This is a genomic window from Desulfovibrio desulfuricans, from assembly GCF_024460775.1.
Lineage (GTDB): Bacteria > Desulfobacterota > Desulfovibrionia > Desulfovibrionales > Desulfovibrionaceae > Desulfovibrio > Desulfovibrio desulfuricans_E.
In genome coordinates this window covers 1-287 of the sequence record NZ_JANFYZ010000055.1, presented here as the reverse complement: position 1 = coordinate 287, position 287 = coordinate 1, and the positions used below count along the sequence as shown (strand labels likewise).

Below are 287 nucleotides of genomic sequence, written 5' to 3'. Positions count from 1 at the left end.
ATGAACGAGGGGCTTGGCCACCGTAGGTGTGTGGTGCAGATGCCCACGCATGAAGTGTAGGGCTTGCTCGCCTTGCAGGATTTCAATTTCTGCCGTTACGGTCTGGGGGGACTCACCTTCCATCTGCTGCGGGAACATACGCTGAGCCAGCTCGTGCAGCATGGCGCGGGTTTCACGGCTTGCACGGTAGGCCAGAGCCCGGTCAAGGGCGTAGGTTACAGGCTGCACGCCTTGATGGGCCAGAGGCTGAAAGCGAACGGTCAGATCACCCCATCGCAGCAAACTGC

The 287-nt window shown here is 60.3% G+C and carries 1 pseudogene; it reads right to left on the bottom strand.

Annotation, left to right across the window (positions count from 1 at the left end):
• Nucleotides 1-287 (bottom strand): annotated as a pseudogene (locus tag NE637_RS15380) (CbbQ/NirQ/NorQ C-terminal domain-containing protein); the annotation flags it as partial.